Annotated in this window: 4 protein-coding genes; 3 read left to right on the top strand and 1 reads right to left on the bottom strand. The window is 41.9% G+C overall.

The window, feature by feature from the left end; genetic code table 11:
- From V7659_RS12720 to V7659_RS12710, 3 genes are all read left to right on the top strand, one after another.
- Positions 1–1100, top strand: a 1100-nt coding sequence (locus V7659_RS12720) for an NADH-dependent flavin oxidoreductase (protein WP_335540329.1), incomplete at its 5' end; no start/stop codon positions are given.
- 142 nt (positions 1101–1242) lie between these two features.
- On the top strand, positions 1243–2115 hold the full coding sequence (locus tag V7659_RS12715) for a proline iminopeptidase-family hydrolase (RefSeq protein WP_335540328.1): 873 nt from the start codon (positions 1243–1245) through the stop codon (positions 2113–2115).
- A gap of 147 nt (positions 2116–2262) precedes the next feature.
- On the top strand, positions 2263–2394 hold the full coding sequence (locus V7659_RS12710) for a hypothetical protein (protein ID WP_335540327.1): 132 nt from the start codon (positions 2263–2265) through the stop codon (positions 2392–2394).
- Positions 2395–2486: 92 nt separating this feature from the next.
- Here the strand turns inward: V7659_RS12710 and V7659_RS12705 are convergent.
- A partial coding sequence (locus V7659_RS12705) for an MFS transporter (RefSeq protein WP_335540326.1) occupies positions 2487–3176 on the bottom strand: 690 nt, incomplete at its 5' end.

The raw sequence follows: 3176 nt of genomic DNA, 5'->3' as shown, positions 1-3176 counted from the left end.
TATTTGAACCGTTTACATTTTCAAATGGAGTAACTTTAAAGAACCGAATTGTGATGGCCCCGATGACTAACTTTTCATCCAACCCTGATGGTACCGTTACAGATGCAGAAGTTAATTATTATGCCCGTCGTTCTGGTGGTGTGGGTATGGTCATAACTGCCTGTACTTATGTTACAGCGAACGGAAAAGGATTTCATGGTGAATTTGGCGGTGACCGAGATGAATTAATCCCAAGTTTACGGAAAATTGCTGCCGGCATAAAAGACCAAGGAGCAAAAGCAATTTTGCAAATTTTTCACGGCGGACGGCAAGTACCGCCTGAGTTAGTTCCTAATGGTGACGTTGTCAGTGCTAGCAACATACCTGCAGAAGGTCCAGGTAAACCTGTTCCAAGGGAATTATCTAATGAAGAAGTGGAAGCAATTATTAATGATTTTGGTGAGACGACTCGTCGTGCGATTGAAGCGGGATATGATGGTGTTGAAATCCATGGTGCAAATGGCTATTTGATTCAACAGTTTTTCTCCCCGCATTCCAATCGCCGCGAAGACAGATGGGGAGGCAGTCTCGAAAATCGACTCAATTTTCCGTTAGCAGTAGTTGAACAGGTGAAAAAGGTGGCAGCTGAACTGACAAAAGAGCCATTTATTGTTGGGTATCGGTTTTCCCCGGAAGAAGCGGAAACACCAGGGATTACGATGGCAGATACCTTGGTTTTAATTGATGCATTATCGAAAAAAGATCTTGATTATTTACACGTTTCCCTCCAAGATTTCTGGTCATCTCCAAGACGCGGAGTGGATGACACACGTGCACGGATCGAAATTATTCAAGAACGGGTGGGTTCCACCGTTCCTGTTATTGGTGTGGGATCAATCTATACAGCCGATGATGCATTAAAAGCAATTCAATCAGGTGTCCCTTTAATCGCTTTAGGGCGTGAAATGATTATTGACCCTGACTGGGTTCAAAAGGTGGCCGAAGGAAGGGAATCAGAAATTGTAACCAAAATAGATAAAAATAAACAACAGGAATTGGTAATACCAGACCCACTTTGGCAAGCCATCATCCATACACCTGGATGGTTTCCGGGTGTTTAGTGAGTAACGATTTAAATTTAGCCTTAGCCGCATTCATTTCCCCTAGGATATAGAATTTCAACAAATGTGAAAACAGGTTTTTTCATTATTGATGTCGAATCACTGAATTAGGAGAACACAATTAAATAAAGGGGATATGAATATGTTTGAAGGAGGATATATTGATGTTACAGGGGGAAGGGTTTGGTATCAACTTTTTAATAAATACGCAAAAGGGACTCCAGTAATTATTTTGCACGGCGGGCCTGGATCATCGTGCTATTCACTTCAAGGTTTAAAGGCTCTGTCAGCGGACCGTCCCGTAATCTTTTACGATCAATTAGGATGTGGGAAATCCGACCGTCCTGCGGATACTTCATTATGGAGAATTGAAAGGTTTGTTGAGGAATTGGCCCAGGTAAGACAAGCCCTTAACCTTGAAGAAGTGCATCTCCTTGGCCATTCCTGGGGGACAACGCTCGCAGCAGCCTATTGTTTAACCAGACCAAGCGGTGTGAAAAGTGTTATTTTTTCAAGTCCATGCTTAAGTGCTCCACTGTGGGAGCAAGATCAAAGACGCAATCTTGAAAAACTGCCAAATGAAACTAAGAAAACAATTATCAGTTGCGAAGTAAATGGAACCACTGACTCAGAGGAATATAAAAAGGCAACAGAAGTTTTTAACAAAAACTTTGTCTGCCGTTTGGATCCGTATCCAGAATGGTTAAAACTGGGCTCTAAAAATAGAAATCCAGAAGTATACAATATCATGTGGGGACCTTCTGAATTTACCGTACTCGGGAACCTGAAGGAATTTGACTGTACCGCACGACTCAAGGAAATCACCTGTCCGACACTATATACATGCGGCCGGTTTGATGAGGCGACCCCGGAAACAACACAGTACTACAGCACATTAACACCAGGTTCATCATTCCATGTATATGAGCACAGTGCTCATATGCCGTATGTGGAGGAGCCGGAAGTGTTTTTGAGAGTGTCAGGGGACTTCCTAAGAAAAAGTGACTCTCTTTAAACTTCAAGATATACATAGAATAGTGCGTTTCAGCTCTCAGTCGAGACGCACTATTCTATGTATTTATAATTACCAATAAAAACCACAAGACAAATGAAACCGCTTCCATTAAAATAGAGAGTAAGAAGTAGGAAAGGGGACATAATCATGGAACTTTTATTTGAACAATGTAAACATAACCAGGCCGAAGAACCTTGCGATGAGTGTAACCCTAAAAAAGAAGAGGAAGAAAAAGTAGATATCTATGAATATGACTATCATTCAAGACTGTGGTTTTAAAATAAAGAGTTCTTGCTTTTGAGGATAAGTAGAACTTGAGACTCAAATTAAACAAAAACGCATTTGCCAAATTAAAGGCAAATGCGTTTTTGTTAATTTTTTAAAGAAGCTTCCTTAGTTGACCACGTTCTTCGCCATGACACTTGTGCCAAAAATAACACTAATAAAGCGGCAATCCCGATCCCCGTATAAACCATAAAGCCAGTTCCGTAAGTTCCAGTAACCTCCTTAAGTGTTCCTAATATATTGGGGACAAAAAATCCACCAACGCCTCCGGCTGCTCCTACAATCCCAGTTATCATCCCGATTTCCTCTTGGAAACGCTGCGGTACCAATTGGAAGACCGCTCCATTTCCCATTCCCAAGCAGAGCATTCCGATAAACAATAAAGTGGTCACAACAGCTAAAGGTGGAAGCTGGCTCACTCCAAACATACTGAGTGCAACCCCGATAAATAGGAAGGTAAGAAGGCGGACACCGCCAATTTTGTCAGCAATAAAACCGCCAACTGGACGGAAAAAGCTTCCTGCTGCCACACAAAGTGTAACAAAATCTCCTGCTCTTACTTTTGATAAATCATATTGATCCGCTAGTGATTGAGGCACGGCTAAAGCATATGTATTGTTATAAGCCATCGGCTGAAGAAGCTGAAGCTGAAAGGATGACGCCAAACCTTGGCGCGCTTGCTCATACACTTTTTCCTTATCCGTGCTTTTCGCTGTTTCTTTCAGAAATTCAGAAATCGCTGTCCCTGTAAATTCAGGATAGATGTCAATATCACC

Source organism: Neobacillus drentensis (genome assembly GCF_036966985.1).
GTDB classification, from domain to species: Bacteria; Bacillota; Bacilli; order Bacillales; family Cytobacillaceae; genus Neobacillus; species Neobacillus drentensis_E.
This window is presented reverse-complemented; position numbering and strand designations above follow the sequence as displayed.